Source organism: Gemella sp., assembly GCF_057272915.1.
In genome coordinates this window covers 5,223-23,867 of the sequence record NZ_DBHIUF010000019.1, presented here as the reverse complement: position 1 = coordinate 23,867, position 18,645 = coordinate 5,223, and the positions used below count along the sequence as shown (strand labels likewise).

The window sequence follows — 18,645 nt, the reverse complement described above, 5'->3', positions numbered from 1 at the left end:
TTTCTTCAGCAGGTTTACCTGGAGCCGGAGTTTCTTCAGCAGGTTTACCTGGAGCCGGAGTTTCTTCAGCAGGTTTACCTGGAGCTGGAGTACTTTCAGCTTTTTTAACTTCTTCTAAAAGAGCTTCTTGTTCTGCAATTTTTTTCTCTAATTCAGCTTTTTTGCTGTCATCAGTTGTTTTTTCTTTTTCTTCTTTAAGTTTTTTAATTTCTGCTTCTAACGCTTGTGATGCAGTTGGCAGAGCATCTACTTTTGGAAGTAAAACTGCATATACTAATGCATCCGGATTTTCTTTAAGGTCTTTTTCAGCTCTTGCTACCGCAGAACGCAGTGCATTTAATTTATCGCTAATATCCTCATTGTCTTTGTCTTTAGCAAGCTCTGCTTCTAAATCTTTAATTTCTTCTTTTAAAGCCTCTATTTTTTTATCTGCTTCAGATTTTGGAGCTTTACCTTCAGGTTTGTTTGGTACAGAAGGAGCATCACCATCATTTACTCCGCCAGTGAATTCAGGAACTTCATTAACAGCAGGTTCAACTCCGTTTACTCCGCCATTGAACTCAGGATTTTCAGCAACAGGAGCGTCAGCAGGGTTAACCCCACCAGTGAATTCAGGATTTTCAGCAACAGGAGCATCACCAGGATTTACTCCACCTTCGAAGTCTTTAGGTTCTTCAACTTTAGGAACTTCTTTTAAGCCTTTGATATATTCTAAAGTTGCGTTGTAATCGTTAGTAAGTTCATCGATTGCATCTTTGTATGCTTTTACTACTTCGTTAACTTCGTCGAATTTAGCTTGAGCTTCATCAGCCGCAGCTTTATCAGTAGCAACAGCAGCTTCTAATTTAGTTACAGCATTTTGTAAACTATCTTTGATAGCTTGATCAGCATCATTTTTCTTAGCTGTTTCAAGGGCTGAGTTAGCTTTTTCTAATGTTTCTTTTTGTTTATTTAATGCTGCAGTTTTTTCTTCTACTACTTTAGCTTTTTCAGCAGCATCAGCTTTATCTTTATCAGCTACTTTAGTTAATTTTTCGATTTTTTCAGCTAAATCATCAGCTATGTCAGTAAGTTTTTTAACGATTGGTTTATTAGCTTCTTTGTTGTAAGCAGCATCTAATTTTTCCTTATCAGCAGCTGGAAGTTCAGCAAGAGCTTTTCCTTCTTGTTTTGTAGCACCGATTTCGTCTGCTTGAGGATCTTGATCTTTAGTAGCTTCTGCTTTAGCGTTTTGATCTTCTAATTCTTTAGCAGCTTGTGTAGCTGAAATAACCCCAGCTTCGATAGCTTTTAGTAAATCATTTTTACCGATTGCAGCTTTAGCTTCTTCGATAGCTTTAGCTTTGTCAGTGATTTTAGCATTTTTGTTAATTGCAGCTTCAGCGTCTTTTTCAAGTTGATCTAAAGCAGCTTTAAGGGCTTCTAAGTTATCTTTTTCTTCTTTTTTAAGTTCTTGAACTTTAGCGTTTGCTTTATCAGCTTCTACTTTTGCTTTAGCTAATTCAGCGTCAGCGTCAGCTTTAGCTTTATCAGCTTCATCTTTTTTAGTTTGAGCAACTGTTACATCGTCAGCTTCTTTTGAAGCTTTAGCTGTAGCTTCTTCTACTTTTTTAGCTTCTTCAGCAACTTTTTTCTCTAACTCAGCAACTTTAGCGTCAGCGTCAGCTTTTGCTTCAGCAGCTTTTTCAGCTTCTGTTTTTTCTTTTGGAGCTTCAGGCGTTGGTTCTTCTTTTTTAGGTGGATTTTTAGCTTCTTCTTCTTTAGCAGCTTTTACTTCGTCAAGAGCTTTGTTGTACTCATCAGTAAGTGTATCGATTTCAGCTTTGTAACCAGCTAATGGAGAATTTGCTTCGTCGAAAGCATTTTGAGCAGCATCGCGTTCTTTTTCGATAGCTTTTACAGCTTTATCTAATGATGCAACGATTTCAGCAGATGAACCATTTTTTCTAGCGAATGCTAATGCTTCATTAGTTTCTCTTAAAGTGTCTTCTTGTTTTTTAAGAGCTTCAGCTTTTTTATCAGCGTTGGCTTTATCAGCCTCAGCAACTGCAGTTAATTCTTCGATTTTTTCAGCTAAGTCATCAGCTTTGTCTTGAAGTTTTTCTGATGCAGGACGAGCAGCATCAGCTTTTTCAGCTTTTTCAATTCCAGATTTAACGTCTTCTGGAAGTTGATCTTTAGTTTTAGGTTCAGCTGGAGTTGTAGCGGGTGTAGCACTATCAACTTGGTCTTTATTTCTTAATTTTTTCTCAGTTTCTTTATTAGCTTCAGCTTTTTCGTTATCATCTGCTAATTCTTTAAGAACATCGCCAGCTTTTAAATCACCAGATTCTACAGCAGCTAGTACATCTTCTTTACCTAGTACTTTTTTAGCTTCTTCTTTATTTGTAATTTTAGAATTAGAATCGATTTCTTTTTCTAGATTAGATAAAGCTTCTTTTAGAGCATCTTTAGAATCAGCTTCTTCTTTTTTAGCGTCTTCTTCTTTTTTAGCTTCTTCTTTAGCTTTAGCGTCAGCTTCTTTAGCTTTAGTTTTAGCAGCTTCTAAATCAGCGTCAACAGCTTTTTTAGCGTTTTCAGCTTTAGTTTTTGCAGCTTTAGCGTCAGCAGCTTCTTTTTTCTCAGTTTCAAGTTTAGTATTTGCTTCGTTAGCTGCAGTAGTAGCTGTATCTACTTTTGCTTGAGCTTCAGTAACTTTTTCTTCAGCTTTTTTAGCTTCGGCTTCAGCTTGTTTAATTTCTGGACTTGTAACTTCCGATTTAGGAGTTTCAGCTGTTCCAGATGCGTTAGTATTTCCAGGTGCAGGTTGTGTAGCTGCTGGTTGTCCTGTTGTTTCATTTCCAGCGTGAGCTACAGCTGCTCCAGTAGTCGCAACACCGATACCAACAAGTACAGATGCTACTCCTACCTTAAATTTACGTAATGAATATTTTCTTTTTGTTATCATAAAAACAAATCCCCTTTTTTATTTAAATTATAATAATGACTATGTTTCTAAAATGTTCGATTTAATTTAATAAACAGAACGCTCAGAGACAATTAGTGTATTCATAATTCCTATTATACTAGAAGAAAAACTATAAAACAAGGACTTCGGTAAGTTATGTAACTTTATAATTATATAGTAAACTAGAAATTCTAGAATTATAAATTAAATATTGTTATATAAAAAAAACGAACAAACAAAAAATGAAAGTTAGGATGTAAGCGTAGTAATACAGCGATATAAATAAATTATTTTTTCTGATAAAAATATAAATATAATTCTTAATAAGTGGATATAGTTGTTTAAAAAAATTAAATATTAAATTTATGTTACAAAAATTATGTAAAGCTTGAAATATTAATTTTTATAACTAAAAGAAGTTTGATTTTAAGGTGTATTTTATATAGAAAACAATATAAAATGTATTAAATTTTTAAAAGGATATATGTGCAATATAGATTTTTTTATCTGTATCAAATAAAAGAAGAATTCCAAAAAACAAGATGTTCGAATCTGAAATTTTGAAATTCTTCTAAAAATATATATTATTAATAATTATCTTCTAGTTTTCTGAATTCATCTCTAGTGTGCTGAGGTAAACTCTTACCGTAGTCCATCATAAGGACGATGTCTTTAAATGCAGCTTTCGGAATAGCTAGACGTTCTATGTCTTCAACACCAACATCTAGATTTATATCTTCTATATGATTTGATTTTAGTTTTTCTACAAAGTCTGGTTCTGCGACAAATGGCGAAGATAATCCGATCATATCTGCATGCAGTATAGCTGCTTCACATTTCTCGACAGTATTGATACCACCTGATGCGATTAATGGAATTCTTCCATTTAAGTGTTCGTAGACAACTTCGTTAATAAGGCGACCGTGATGTGGACCTTCCGCACGTACTGTATTTAGATAAATATTTTGCCCCCAGCTGGCAATTGCCATATATGATAGAGGGACTCTTTCTAATAACCAATCTGTAAGTTGATTAAATTCTTCAACTGTGTAACCAACTTCTTCTCCACGTGTTTCTTCAGGTGTTGCACGATAACCGAAGATAAAGTCTTTCGGTGCTTCTTTTTTGATTACTTCATATACATCTTCAAAAACTTCAAGGATGAAGCGTGAACGATTTTCTAATGTATCCACTCCATATTCATCATGACGTTCATTAGAGAAGGTAGAGAAGAATGTCTGTAGAAGAAGACGTTGTGCACTAGAAATTTCTAACCCATCGAAACCAGCCGCGATAGCACGGCTTGCAGCGCGTTTGTAATCTTCTCTTATTTTTTGTATATCTTCTATAGAAAGAGGATGAACGATATGTTCTACAGGTGAGTTAAGTTCCATATAACTTGGACCAACAGCACGTTTATTAGTAGAGACATAGTGATTAGCGAAACGTCCTGCGTGTGTTAACTGAAGGATAGCTTTTGCTCCACCAGACTTCATAGCTTGTGCCATCTTTTTAAGTCCAGGAATACACGCATCATCATGAACACTAAAGCCGTATTCAAAAAGTTGCCCTTCAAGATTAACATAAGCGGCCCCGGTAATTTGTAATGGTGCTGTGTTTTTTCGTCTTTCGGCGTAAAGCAGATCCTCTTCTGTAATGTATCCTTCTGCGGTAGAAGAGTTCGTAGTCATAGGAGAAAGAACAAAACGGTTTTCTAGCTCTACTCCATTAGCCAATTTAACAGGTGTTAATAATTTTGATTTCATAAAAAATACCCCTTTAAGTAATGTAAATAACATACAACTAGAACCAATGCCTAAGAGATAAAATTAAAATATGAAGTAGCTTCTATTTGATTTATGTAAATTTATAAAAAATCTAATAGATTAAAACACCCTAATTTTTTTATAATATTTAAAAGGAATGGTGCTAAGTGTATATACTTTTACTAAAAATATTTATAATAAATTTGTGATTTCAGAAAAGTTTTTCTTACAATTTATTATATCAGATAATTAGATGAATAAAAAGATGTGATAAGAAAAATAGTTTTTATAATTAAAAAATAAAGAATAAAAGGGGTGTTGTTTGAGTTTTTTGTATCATTAAATTTGGTTGTGTTAATTCTCTTATAGTGATAAAAGTGGAAAAATTTTATGAGGTTATCATAGAAAAAATAAAAATAAGGGGCTGAATCAAAAGTTCTAAATTTTAACAAAGTGTATATGAGAACTTAAAGACGCAGTGGTTTATTGACATCTAAATTCGCTTTATAAAAGCTTTTTAGATGTCTAATAAACTGTGCGGGGGTGACTCTAAAAAATCGATTTCTCTGAAATCACGATTTTTGAGTCACTCCCAAAACGAAGTTCAAAAAACAAAAGAGATCAGAAACTATTTTTTATAATTCGTGTATAACAAATTTTTTATATAAAATAACCGGAGCAAATATTATTGTACCAGGTATTTGTAATGGTTGAGTGATGTTTCTAAGTGATAAACTCTGGATGATATAAAAAATATTCGTATAGATTGTTAATTGTGTTCAAGTGGGAAATGGAGAAAGTTAATATAAAGATGAATGCCATCTATTACATATTTACATAATCTTAAAAATAGAATTTTAATTATAAATACAATGGGAATATCTTTTCTGATGAGATTTCTAGTGTTATAATAAAAGTAGGCTACTTGCCCGGAAGGGAGGTGGACGTATGTATGATATAATCATCCAAATTCTTGTTAAACTATTTGTAGGGATTATTCTCTTATTTATAGAATATTTTTATTTCCTAAATGATAAAAACAACGAGAACAAGTAGTCTTATTTAGGCACGACGTACGTAGTTCACTTTACGTATGAATATATATTAGAGTACTAAAACGAGTAAGCTAATACATATAAAAAAGCAACTGAACCAACACTTCAGTTGCTTTTCGTGGTTGTATGTGAATATAATCATCCAATTCACTTACCTACATTTTAGCATATGCCTTTTCTTCTTGTCAATTAATTCGGAAGAGGAGTGATATTAGCATATTTTTTATTTATATGATCTTAAAAAAATTTTTTTGTTTTCAATTTTTAATTTTTTATGATATTTTGTAAAAGTTCAAAAAATAAGGAATCACTGAAAAACATAGAAAAATAGCTTCCTAGGAGTAAAACAATGAGAACGACAATTTATTCTCCAGGGAATAGTTAATTAACAAAGACAACGAAAACTTTATAAGAAACGCAATAGATTAAATCACCATAATTTTTTTATAAAATTTTAATAGAATGTGGTTAGTTATGTGTACTTTTAATGAAAATGTGTTATAATAAAATCGTGATTTCAGAAAAGGTTTTCTTTTAATTTATTCTATGTAATAGATAAAATAAAAGAATAAAAAGTAAAAATGAATTTGAGATATAGATAATTTTTTATAAACTTTGTAAAAAACAGAGAGTAGAAATTATGTAAATCCAAATAAAATGAAAGAAGGGACTTAGCCAAAAGTTTTAAATTTTAAAATAGTTTATATTAGAACATATAGGCGTAGCGGTTTATTGATGTCTAGATTCGTTTTATAAAGGATTTTTTATAAAAGCTTTTTAGATATTTAATAACTTTGCGGGGTGGCTCGACAAAATAGATTTCTGCGAAATTACGATTTTTAAGTCGTGCCTGAGTATTAAATAAACATAAAAACATAAGAGGACAATAATATGAAACTTAGTATTTTAGATTATGCCATTGTAGATGAAGGAAAGAGTGCAATAGAGGCAATAGAGGAAAGTACGGAGCTGGCTCGTTTAGCCGAAAAACTAGGATATAGTCGTTTTTGGATGGCTGAACATCATCAGGTACTCGCTTTGGCAAGTAGTAGTCCTGAGTTATTGATGTTACATCTTCTTCAAAATACAGAGAAGATACAAATAGGTTCAGGTGGAATAATGATTCCTCATTATTCACCGTATAAAATTAGTGAATGGATCAAACTTCTAAGTGCTCTATATCCAGATAGGGTGAATCTAGGAATTGGGAATAATCCTGGGACGAAAGTAGTTCAGAAGCTGATGGGGACCACACCGATAACAAGAGAAGAGTACAATGATAGTTGTAGAGATTTATTGAAGCTTCTTACAGAAAATGAGATACTTGTTCAGCCGCCAGAAGCGAAGGTGAGTCCGATGTGGTTATTATCTACTAGTGAAAAGAGTGCGAATCTAGCTGCAGAGTTAGGACAAAACTATGTTTATGGTTTATTCTTTAATCAGGCTGTAGATTATATAGAAACTGCCAAAAGATGTTTAAATACTTATCGTACTAAAATGCGTGAACAACAAAAAACACCGCAAGATGTTGTTGCCGTGTTTATTGCGATAGGGGAAGATGAACAGGAAGCAAAAGATTTAGTACGCTGTTTAGATGTTTGGCTTCTTGGGAAAAAAGAATTTACAGAGTTTGATAGATTTCCTAGCATACAAACAGCTAAAGATTACGAGATTACCGAAGAAGATAAAGAAAAAATAGAAAAAAATAGAACCCGTTTAGTTTGGGGTACGAAGGATGTAGTAATAGAAAAACTAAAAAATTTAGCAGCAGAATTCGAATTAGAAGAGTTGATGTGCATACCTTTAGTACCAACAATAGAAAGAAGAAAAAATATTATTGAGATTTTAGCTAAAGAGCTAACGGAAAAAGAGGAGAAAAATTAATGACTTGGAAGGCGATAGAGTTAGAAGAAAACAATGCCGAAAAACTAGCACAGTTAATAGAAGAAGCCGAGGCGATAGTCATAGGAATAGGTGCAGGAATGTCAGCTGCAGATGGTTTTACTTATATTGGAGAGAGATTTACGAGTAATTTTAAGGATTTTGTAGAAAAATATAAGTTTTTAGATATGTTGCAGGCGAGTCTGTTTGATTTTCCGAGTTCACAGGAATATTGGGCATTTCAAAGTCGTTTTGTCTTGTTAAATTATTTTGATCAACCTGTTGGTGCGAGTTATAAGGCGTTGAAAAACATACTTCAAGATAAAAACTACCATATTATTACGACGAATGCCGATAATGCCTTTGATGTTGCAGGTTATGATATGGATAAAGTTTTCCATATTCAAGGTAAGTATGGGCTTATGCAGTGCAGTAAACATTGCCATGCGAAGACGTACCAAGATGAAGCGTTGATGCGAAGACTGGCTGTAGAACAGGAAAATATGGAAGTAGATTATAGATCTATTCCACTATGTCCAGAATGTGGTGCACCACTTGAGGTTAATAAGCGTAATGCTGAAAAAGGTATGGTAGAAGATTCGATCTTTTTTGAACATCTTGATAAGTACAATGAATTTTTAGAAAATAACCGTGATAAGAAAACATTGTTTATAGAAATAGGGGTAGGATTTACGACACCGCAATTTATAAAATATCCATTTTATAGAGAACTTGATAAAAATCCTAATGCGTTAATGGTTACTATGAACCAGAAGAAATATCAATTCCCAGAAAGGATTGCTTCTAGAGTATTGTGGTTTAACCAAAATAGTAAAGAGCTGACACTAGATGTGGAAGAGTTGTTGAAAAAATAACCTGTGGTGAGGATGAGTCAACAATCGTGATTTCGGAAAAGTTGATTTTGTCGAGTCACTTTCTGCAGTGATATTTTATAATGTTGCAGATAAAATTATGCTAAGACTGCAATAAAAAATTAAATTAGATAAAATACATTAACAAAAATTTAAAAATAAAGGAGAAAGAATTATGTATTTAATAGAACCAATTAGAAACGGAAAATATTTACCAGATGGAGCGCTAGTAATGGCGATGCAAGTTTACGTGCTTAACAACATCGATATCGATGAGACTGTAATCTTCCCATATTACTGTGAACCAAAAGTAGAAATCGGATTATTCCAAAATGCTGAAACTGAAGTAAATCACGACTACATGAAAGAAAAAGATATTATCCTAGTACGTCGTGATACAGGTGGTGGTGCTGTATACGTTGATAACGGTGCTGTTAATGTATGTTTCTTAATGCCTGGGAACACTGATGTGTACGGAAACTACAAAAAATTCTACCAACCAGCAGTAGACGTACTTCACAGTTTAGGAGCTACAGAAGTTGAACAAAAAGGTCGTAACGATTTAACTGCTCGTGGTAAAAAAGTAAGTGGAGCTGCGATGACATTAGTGCGTGGTAAAATCTACGGAGGATATTCATTACTTCTTGATGTAAACTACGAAGCGATGGTTAATGCTTTAACACCAAACCGTAAAAAAATTGAATCAAAAGGTATTGAATCAGTAAGAGCACGTGTAATGGGTATGCGTGAATTATTAAAACCAGAATACCAAAACGTAACAATAGATGAGTTTAAAAACTTAATCATCTGTGGATTAATGGGAATTGAAGATATTAAAGATGCGAAGAGATACGAATTAACTGATGAAGACTGGGCTGCAATCGAAAAACTTGCAGATGAAAAATACCGTAACTGGGATTGGAACTACGGAAAATCACCACGTTATAACTACAACCGTGACGCTCACCTTGCAATCGGAACAGTTGATTTCAGCTTAGAAGTTGAAGAAGGACGTATTACAAAAGCGAAAATCTACGGAGACTTCTTCGGAAAAGGTAACGTACGTGACGTAGAAGAAAAACTTATCGGAGTAAGAGTTAAAGAAGAAGACTTACTTGAAGCCCTAGGAAGTATCGATTTAGCATTCTACTTCGGAAATGTTGAAGCGAAAGAATTAGTAGACTTAATATTAAGCTAGTTTTACCAATTGTATGTAAAAGAGGTGTGCGTTTATGGAAAAATTATTAACTCCCATAAAACTAGCAAACGGTGTGCAGTTAGAAAATAGATTTATACTGTCGCCGATGACAACTAATTCTTCTACAAAAGATGGGATTATCACAAAAGAAGACTTGGATTACGCATTAAGACGTGCTAAGTCAGCGCCACTACAGGTAACAGGGGCAGCTTATGTCGATGTAGATGGACAGCTGTTCGAATTTGGCTTCGGTGCACATGATGATAGCTGTATTCCAGGACTTACTAAGATGGCAAATGCGATGCAGTCTTCTGGAGCGAAGGCTATTTTGCAACTGACTTATTCAGGAGCAGGTGCTAATTACTACGGGGTAAATCATAAGGTTTATGGACCTAGTAAGTTGAAATTGCATCTTCCATTTGAACATGAGGTAGAAGAGTTGTCTCATGAGATGATCGATGTGATTAAACAAAAATATAAAGATGCTACGAGAAGAGCGATACGCGCAGGCTTTGCAGGGATAGAAATATCCACAGCACAAAAACTAATGCTACAGACGTTTTTCTCAACTGTATCGAATAAACGCCATGATGAATACGGTGTAGATTCACTAGAAAATAGAGCTCGATTTATACTCGAAGTTTTCGAAGAGGTGTATGAAGTTATAAAAAATGAAGCACCTGAGGATTTTATTCTTGGTTATAGAGCAACTCCAGAAGAAACGCGCGGTGCTATAATCGGTTATACTGTTGAAGAATTTAACCAACTCACAGATTGGATACTAGAAAGAGTGCCATTATCTTACATTGCGATAGCCAGCTGGGGGCAAAATATTTATCTGAATAAAGTTCGTGCTGAAGGTCCTAACGAAGGTCGTTTGATTAATGAAGTAGTCCATGAACACCTAGCGGGACGTGTGCCTTTGATGGCGACTGGAGGAATAAATAGTATAGAAAAAAGTCGTGAAGCTATTATGCACGCTGAGATGATTGGATTATCTAGTGTTTTTGTTGCTGAGCCGGATTTTGTAGCTAAATTTCGAGAAAATCGTGAGGAAGATATTAATCTAGATGTAGGTGTGGAGGATATCGAAAGACTGGCGATACCCAAAGCCGCGTTTAAAGATATCGTACTTATGATGGATTATGGTAAGAGTCTGCCACAACACACGAGAGATGAATTTAGAAAATTAGAAGAAAATTATTAAGAAGATGGCTATGCTTTATTGAGAGAAGAAATTGTAAAAGTAGCAGGCTACTAAGGTGTCGTGTGCGGTGAGGCAGTGATTGAAATCAGATAGAAATTACAAAGAAGGTTGCTTTGTTGAAGAGGTAGTGATTTTGAAAATGAAAGATTGCTAAAGTATTGTTTGCAACGACTGATATCAGAATAATATTTTAGAAAATTATTAAGAAGACTGCTATGATGTCGTGGACGTAGTAATTAAAGAATGAAAGACTATTAAGATAAAGCGGCTACTGTTATCTAAGGTTGAACTTGAATAATGATAGCTGCTTATGTTGTAATGTGAAAAAATGAGGAGTGTTTATGTATTTAATAGAGCCGATAAGAAATGGAGAGTATATATATGATGGGGCAGTAGCTCTAGCGGTGCAAGTACATGTATTGAATAAATTGAATTTAGACGAGGATATTATATTTCCATATTGTTGCAAACCGAAAGTACAGATAGGGCTATTTCAAAATGCAGAAAAAGAGATTAACCATGAGTACATGAAAGCTCACGGAATCACCCTTGTTAGACGTGATACAGGCGGAGGTACGGTGTTTTTAGATGAAGGTGCTGTGAATATCTGTCTTATTATGAGTGGGGATAGTAATGTTTATGGTAACTTTAAAAAGTTCTATGAACCTGCGATAAATATCCTGCATGATTTAGGTGTGAGTGAGGTTGAACAAACAGGGCGTAATGATCTTGTTGTCGATGGAAAGAAAGTTAGTGGAGCTGCGATGACTCTTGTAAATGGAAAGATTTACGGTGGATATACTCTGCTTTTAGATGTCAATTATGATGCGATGGTGAATATACTAACACCTAATCGTAAAAAAATTGAATCAAAAGGAATTGACTCGGTAAGAAGCAGAGTTACAGGTCTTAGAGAATATTTAGATGAGCAATATAGAGACTTATCTGTAGTAGATTTCAAAGACTTATACCTATGTCGTCTGTTTGATTGTGAAAGAATGGAAGACATAAAACGTTATGAACTTACAGAAGAAGACTGGAGAGAAATCGATGAGTTACTTTCTAAGAAATATCAAAACTGGGATTGGAATTACGGAAAATCACCGCGTTATAATTATAACAGAGATGCTCGTCTTGGGATTGGGACTGTCGAGTTTAATCTGGAAGTAGAAGCGGGACGAATCACAAAAGCTAAGATTTATGGAGACTTTTTCGGAAAAGGTAATGTCGGTGATATCGAGGAAAAACTAATCGGAGTAAGAGTAAAAGAAGAAGATTTACTAGAAGTATTAGAAAATATAGATTTAGTACATTATTTTGGAAAAGTAGAAGTAAGAGAACTTGTTGATTTGATATTGAGTTAAGAAGAATTCAAAGGAAGAAAATATAGTTTTCTTAATGTTTTTGGAAAGTAAACTATTGATAAATCACTATTGGAAGGATTGCTTAAAAAATCCTGATTTTTTTAAAAGTTTATATAGAAACTTATAGACGTAGTGGTTTATTGATATCTAAATTCGCTTTGGGTAAGTTTTTTATTTAGATATCTAATAAACTGTGCGGGAGTGGCTTGACAAAATCTTGTTTCTTAAGAAATTACGATTTTTGAGTCACTCTCAGAAAAAAGTAGCCATTTTAGCTCACGACGCATACTCTTCACTTTGTATGTGAATATTAAATAGTAATATAAAAAGCCAATTGAAGAACCAGTTCAATTGGCTTTCGTGTTGGAATGTACTAGTATTTTGCATTAACTTTCCTATATTTCATCACATACCTTTTCTTGTTGTCATTTAATTCGAAAGGTTTTACTTTTATTTCTCTTCTTGTTAACACAATCTTAAAAATATAACTTTCATTATAATCGTAAAAAGAAAAATTTTTCTAATAGGACTTATAATGATATAATAAGGGTAGGCTATTAGCTCCAAAAGGAGGTGGTTGCATGTACGATATAATCGTCCAAATTCTTGTTGGACTATTTGTAGGAATTATTCTCCTATTTATAGAATATTTTTATTTCCTAAATGATAAAAACAACAAGAAAAAGTAGCCTTATTTAGGCACGACGTACATGTTATTCACTCATGTATGAATATTTATTCTCATACAAAGTGGTATGTTAATACATATAAAAAAGCAACTGAACCGCAATTTCAGTTGCTTTTCGTGGTTATATGTGAATATAATCGTCCAATTCACTTATTTATATTCTACCATGCATCTGTTCTTATTGTCAATTAATTTTAAGAAAATTAGTGTTAGTTAATATTTAGAGAAAATAATGACGAATCGTGTTTCGAATCCAGAAAGAAATTTTAAATCAAGGGGAATTCCCAAAGTCAGTTTCGGTAAGGAATCAAAGTAGAAGTCATTTTTGAAAAAATGAAAGGTAAAGCAACCTCCCGACTTAAATCCCGATTAAAAAAATCTAGGATTAAATTTCAGTTTTTACTATGAATTGATATTCATTATGGTAGCTCTCAACTTAAGTTCGAGTTTTTATGAACCGAGATTTATAGAGGCTCCTTCTAACTTAAGTTTCAGTTAAGAAATTAGTTTCAACTTAAATTCCAGTTTTTTATTTGAACTGGAATTTACTTTGGGAATTAACAAATTAAAAATTTATTTCTGTAAAATTAAAATTTTAGTTGCTTTTTTTTTATTTATGTTGTATAATGATTTTTTGATTAAAAAAATCAGTGTCAAATTAGTACATTGATGCTCAAAGCTTATAAAAAAAGAAAGAAAGAGGTTGTAAAATGAAAAAATTAGCAAAAGCTTTATGGATTGAAAAGAACGAAGGAGTTTACATTGTTGGACCAACAGCAGAATTACAAGATGATGTTGGTACTGTAGGATTCGTAGAATTTTCAAAAAATGAAAAATTAGCAAAAGATGATGTTATCTTACGTTTAGAAGCATCAAAAACTGTATTAGACGTTAACGCACCATTAGCTGGTGATGTTGTAGAATACAACAAAAAAGCAGAAGAAGAGCCAACAGTGTTAAACTCAGCAGATCCAAAAGAATCATGGATTGTTAAATTAACAAACGTTGATGAAGCAGAATTTAACAAATTACCAGACTACAAATAATAATTAAAAATAACTATATTATATAGTAGATAAAAAGCAATTGAACCTAGTGTGTCAGTTGCTTTTTATTTATTTAAATAGCTATTTTTAAGGAAGAATAAACTGTAATATTATAATGTATATAGGATAATTATATAAAACGTTTGTGAAAATTTTAGATAGAAAATAAAAAAGGAAATATCACATAAATTATTCTGTAAAAACTGGATAAAATCAGATAAATTTTTTAAAATGAAACTACAAATTTATTTTCATGTAAAAAAACTGATAAAAACAATAAAATCCTTTAATTATTAAAGGCGAGAATCAACACGTCTGCGAAAAAAAAAAAAAAAAACGCTTACACCTTGTTGTTAAAACAAGATATGACTTTTATTGAATACTAAAATGTGTTATAATTATACCAAAAATATTATTTGAGTTATTATTTAAAAATAAAAATAAGAAAAAGAAAAGAGGTTTAGTAATTAAGATGAAGAAAGATAGAAAAGAAAAATTTTCTATAAGAAAATTTAGTTTTGGAGCGGCATCTTGTTTGATTGGGGCTCAAATTGCGATTTCGGGATTAGCAAATACGGCAGAAGCTGCGATGGTAACGACACGAAATGATAAAGGTCTTGTAACTTTATATGCAAATAGAGGGGAATCTCCTTATGATGCATATGCGATTGCTGTACATGATAGTATTAACGTTGATCGAGAAATTGTAGTAGATGTGGATTGGTCAAGTTACAGCAAGACAAATCCTTATGTAACAGTGACATATAAATATAATGGTGGATTTGGAGCTTCAAATTATGTTGCCAACTATGGTGGATCACGTCCGGATTATTGGTTTACTACACCAGTCGGAGCCCAAGAACCTTCAGAAATCCGTTTACAAACAGGTACAACTGACCGTGTAATGAAAAGTTGGAGTGCAGATTCTCCATGGGTTTCTTTTACAAACTCAGTAGGTTCACGTTACCAAACTAAAGAACAAGTAGACTCTATGGGTCTTGGAGACGATACAAAATGGGAACGTTATAATGATACAACTCAAGAGACGGGAAAAACATTCCACGGGGATATGGCAGGAATGTTTAATCACAGAATAGGTACACAAATTTCTGATAGTCCATCTGATCAAGGTATCTTTGAGAGTTTCCGAACTAATACTAAGAGTATTTACTCTGACTGGGATTTAGCAAGAAATGATAGAATTACAATTACTGCTAAATATAAAGTAGCGGATCCAACACTAAAAAATGGTAGAAGAACATTAGATTTTGGTGCAGGGGTTAAAGTAGGACGTGCATTACAACAATTACGTCATTTTAAAGTAGTAACAACTGAAATTCCAGTGTTATATCAAGATAAGGAATTGTTTGAGCCTGCATTGCCAGAACGTATTGGAGTAGTAGACACGGCTAACTTAACTTCAGAAGAAAAAACAGAATTAAAGAATAAAATTTGGGAGAAAAACCAAGCTACAAAGAGTGATGCTATCCCTGAACATTCACATAATAAATTTATAGAGAATGTTAAAGAAGGGGATAATGGTAGTGCTTCTGCAGATAGCAGTATCAGTATTGCAGCAGATGGTACAGCTACAATTACATATCTAGATGGTTCTACAGATACTATTCCTGGAACATCACTTGTTTATGAAAAACCACAAATTGACAATAATGAAACAACTGAAGGAAGTAAAGGAGAGTATAAATATTTAAAAAATCCATATGCAGTAAATAATATTAACAGTCTTACTGATAGTGATATTGAAAGTGCAAGACAGAAATTCTTCCAAGTAAATGGAATGAAAACAACTAAGAATGAGGATAACGATGATGTTATTCAAAGTGTAGGTGATACTTCAAAAACATCTAGTAACTTTATTGGAACTAGAATAGATTTTGATAAGAGAACAGGTGAAGGATACATTTATAGAGGAGATTCATTTACGGGGACGAAGTTACCTAAAGATGTCTTCTTTAAAGCAAAACCTGCAAAAGTATTCAGCGCTGATGAAGCTATTGAAAAAGGTAAACAAGCCATTGATAATCTAACGTATTTATCACCAAAAGAAAAAGAACACTATAAAAATCAATTAACTGGGAAAACAACTCAAGATGATATAAATAATGTTGTTAATATAGCAATTGCTAAAAACTCAGAAAATGAAAAAGCTATTGAAGCTAAAAAACGTCAAGTAAAAGATAAAATTAATTCAGCTAAGTATTTAACAGAAGCTGAAAAAGAAGCGTTAAGAAAACAAGTAGATAGCCAAGGTATTGAAGATCCAGGAAATGGCGATGGGACTGAAACTAAAGCGGCTGATTATACAAAAGAATTACTTGATAAAATCGGTCAACAAGCAGATGCTAAAAACTTAGAAAATGCTAAAAAATCTATAAAAGAAAAAATTGATCAAATTAAAGATTCTCTAAAAAATCCAACAGCTGATGAATACAAAACACAGATTGATGGAAAAACTACTGTAGCAGAGGTAGAGAAAGTTTTAGAAGAAGCTGAAAAACAAAAATCTAAAAATGAAGCTCAAAAAGCACAAGAAGAAGCTGAAAAACTAAAAGAAGAATATAAGAAACAAATTGATCAAATTCCAGGATTATCAGAAGCAGAAAAAGAGGGATATAAGAAACAAATTGATCAAGCTAAATCAAAAGATCAATTAGAAACTATCTTAAATGATGCTAAAGCTCAGGCTTCTCGAGAAAAAGCAAAACAAATAATCGAGAATTTACCTCATTTAAATAAAGCTCAAAAAGATGAATTGAAAGCAAAAGTAGAAAGCGCATCTGATAAGAATGAAATTGACGGTATTGTTTCTATTGCACAAGGTTTAGATTCTAAGATGGATTCTCTACAAAAATTAGTAGCAGAAGCTGAAAAAGTTAAAAATTCAGATAAATATAATACAGCAGATCAAGATAAGAAAACTACTTTTGATAAAGCGAAAGATGCAGCTTCAAAAGTAGCAGATAAAACAACAGCTGCACCAGAAAATGCAGCGGATACAACAGAGGTAACTGCATTAATAGATAAGTTGGCAAAAGCTATTGAAGAACTTACAGGGAAAAAAGTTGCTGTACCAGTATCGAAAGATGCTTTAAAAGCAGAATTAGACTTGAACAAAGATGATGCTGTTAAAAAATCACCAGCTTATGCTAAAGAAACAGATGCCGCTAAGAAAAAAGCTTACGATGATGCCTTAGTAAATGCTCAAACAGTGTATAATAATCCAGATGCTACTCAACCACAAGTAGATGATGCTCTTGATAAATTACAACAAGCACGTTTAGCTTTATCAGGTAAAGCAGAAGACTTCACTTTAGCAGTGACAGAAGCAGCAGAAATCTCTGTAGAACCTAAAGTAGGAGCGGAATTATCTGAAGCTGATAAAGGAACTGTAAAAGCTAAAGTAACAGCAAATGGTAAAGCATTAGACAATACTTATGTTGTGGAATATGGAGCTATTGCAGATAAAAATGGTAAGAAAGTAGTACCAGTAACAGTAACACGTGATGGTGTAGCAAAAACAATCGATGTAGAAGTAACTAAGAAAGCGGAAGAGTTCACATTAGCTGTAAAAGATGAAACAAAACCAGCTAAAATTTCAAAAGTACCAGTAGCAGGAGAAAGCTTAACAGCAGAAGACCAAGCGAAAGTAAAAGAAAAAGTAACAGCGAACGGAGATGCACTTAAAGGTACTGATACAGTAGCGTACGGAAAAATTACAGAAAAAGCTGGTAAGAAGGTAGTACCAGTAACAGTAACACGCGGTGGTGTAGAAAAAACAGTAGAAGTACCAGTAGAAGGAAACACTGCAGCGACAACAACACCGACAGCAGACACAGCGAAACTAAGCGAAACACCTAAGGAAAATGACACTATTACAAAACCAGAAGATGTAAAAGCAATCAAAGATGCCGTAAAAGTAACAGTACCAGCAGGGCAAAAAGAACCAACAAAAGCATTAGTTGATAATGGAAAAGTAGTAGCTGGAACAGACCAAAGTGCAAACGGTGGAGCAAATAACACAGGTAAGCCAGTAGTCAAAGTAGAAGTAACATATGCTGATGGAAGTAAAGATGTAGTAGAAGTACCAGTAGAAGGAACTGATGCTGCAAAAGCGACTCCGAAAGTGAAAGATGAAATCACATCAGGAGAAGTGCCAGTAAGTGTAGACCCATCTAAAGACAAAAAAGTAGCAGAAGCAGACAAAAAGGCAATTACAGACGCAGTAGAAGTACCGAAAGACCAACCACAACCGACAGACAAACAAGTTAAGAATGACGGAGCAATCGTGGATGGAACAGGAGCGAATGCAGGTAAGAAAGTAGTTGTAGTAGAAGTTACATATCCAGATGGATCAAAAGACGAAATCGAAGTACCAGTGAGAAAAGAAAAAGACGCAGACAAAGCAACTCCAAAAGTGAAAGAAGAAATCACATCAGGAGAAGTACCAGTAAGCGTTGATCCAGCGAAAGATAAAAAAGTAGCGGAAGCAGACAAAAAAGCAATTACAGACGCAGTAGAAGTACCAAAAGACCAACCACAACCGAAAGACAAACAAGTTAAGAATGACGGAGCAATCGTGGATGGAACAGGAGCGAATGCA

Annotated in this window: 9 protein-coding genes; 7 read left to right on the top strand and 2 right to left on the bottom strand. The window is 33.4% G+C overall.

Annotated elements, in window-relative coordinates; translation table 11 throughout:
- A partial coding sequence (locus ACO6OL_RS07090) for an SIALI-17 repeat-containing surface protein (protein WP_485502648.1) occupies positions 1–2,947 on the bottom strand: 2,947 nt, incomplete at its 3' end.
- Between the two features lie 587 nt (positions 2,948–3,534).
- Positions 3,535–4,713, bottom strand: a complete 1,179-nt coding sequence (locus ACO6OL_RS07085; RefSeq protein ID WP_485502647.1) for an NADH-dependent flavin oxidoreductase — start codon at positions 4,711–4,713, stop codon at positions 3,535–3,537.
- Positions 4,714–6,659: 1,946 nt separating this feature from the next.
- Here ACO6OL_RS07085 and ACO6OL_RS07080 point away from each other — a divergent pair.
- The 7 genes from ACO6OL_RS07080 to ACO6OL_RS07050 all read left to right on the top strand — a co-directional run.
- Complete coding sequence (locus ACO6OL_RS07080) at positions 6,660–7,652, top strand: MsnO8 family LLM class oxidoreductase (RefSeq protein ID WP_485502646.1); 993 nt, start codon at positions 6,660–6,662, stop codon at positions 7,650–7,652.
- Positions 7,652–8,524, top strand: a complete 873-nt coding sequence (locus ACO6OL_RS07075) for an SIR2 family NAD-dependent protein deacylase (RefSeq protein ID WP_485502645.1) — start codon at positions 7,652–7,654, stop codon at positions 8,522–8,524. Before ACO6OL_RS07080 ends, ACO6OL_RS07075 begins: the two co-directional genes overlap by 1 nt.
- 172 nt (positions 8,525–8,696) lie before the next feature.
- Positions 8,697–9,719, top strand: coding sequence for a lipoate--protein ligase (lplA, locus tag ACO6OL_RS07070; protein WP_485502644.1), 1,023 nt, complete (start codon positions 8,697–8,699; stop codon positions 9,717–9,719).
- Positions 9,720–9,753: 34 nt separating this feature from the next.
- Positions 9,754–10,926: an NADH-dependent flavin oxidoreductase gene (locus ACO6OL_RS07065; protein ID WP_485502643.1), complete on the top strand. Its 1,173-nt coding sequence runs from the start codon at positions 9,754–9,756 to the stop codon at positions 10,924–10,926.
- A gap of 341 nt (positions 10,927–11,267) precedes the next feature.
- Positions 11,268–12,290: a lipoate--protein ligase gene (lplA, locus tag ACO6OL_RS07060; protein WP_485502642.1), complete on the top strand. Its 1,023-nt coding sequence runs from the start codon at positions 11,268–11,270 to the stop codon at positions 12,288–12,290.
- Positions 12,291–13,688: 1,398 nt separating this feature from the next.
- Positions 13,689–14,024: a glycine cleavage system H family protein gene (locus ACO6OL_RS07055; RefSeq protein ID WP_060914166.1), complete on the top strand. Its 336-nt coding sequence runs from the start codon at positions 13,689–13,691 to the stop codon at positions 14,022–14,024.
- A gap of 472 nt (positions 14,025–14,496) precedes the next feature.
- On the top strand, positions 14,497–18,645 hold a 4,149-nt coding region (locus tag ACO6OL_RS07050), incomplete at its 3' end, for a MiiA motif-containing surface protein (RefSeq protein WP_485502641.1).